Below are 229 nucleotides of genomic sequence, written 5' to 3' on the forward strand. Positions count from 1 at the left end.
CACCAAGGATGAACGCCGCGTGCCGACACCGCTCGTCGAGTTCAAGCCGGTGCTCAACGTCTCCCAGGCGTGGAAGGCGAGCGTCGGCAAGGCAGGCCGCTATCTGTTCGCGCCGGTTGCCGTGGGCGACGCAATTTTTGCCGCAGGCGAGAACGGCTCGGTCGTGAAGATCGACGCGAAAACGGGTCAGGATGTCTGGCGCATCAAGCTCAAGGACGATCTGTCGGCG

The 229-nt window shown here is 63.8% G+C and carries 1 pseudogene; it reads left to right on the top strand.

The features are described from left to right. A pseudogene (locus tag NCR35_RS29860) lies at window positions 1–229 on the top strand (outer membrane protein assembly factor BamB); the annotation flags it as partial.

It is taken from the genome of Caballeronia sp. AZ10_KS36 (assembly GCF_023631105.1).
GTDB lineage: Bacteria > Pseudomonadota > Gammaproteobacteria > Burkholderiales > Burkholderiaceae > Caballeronia.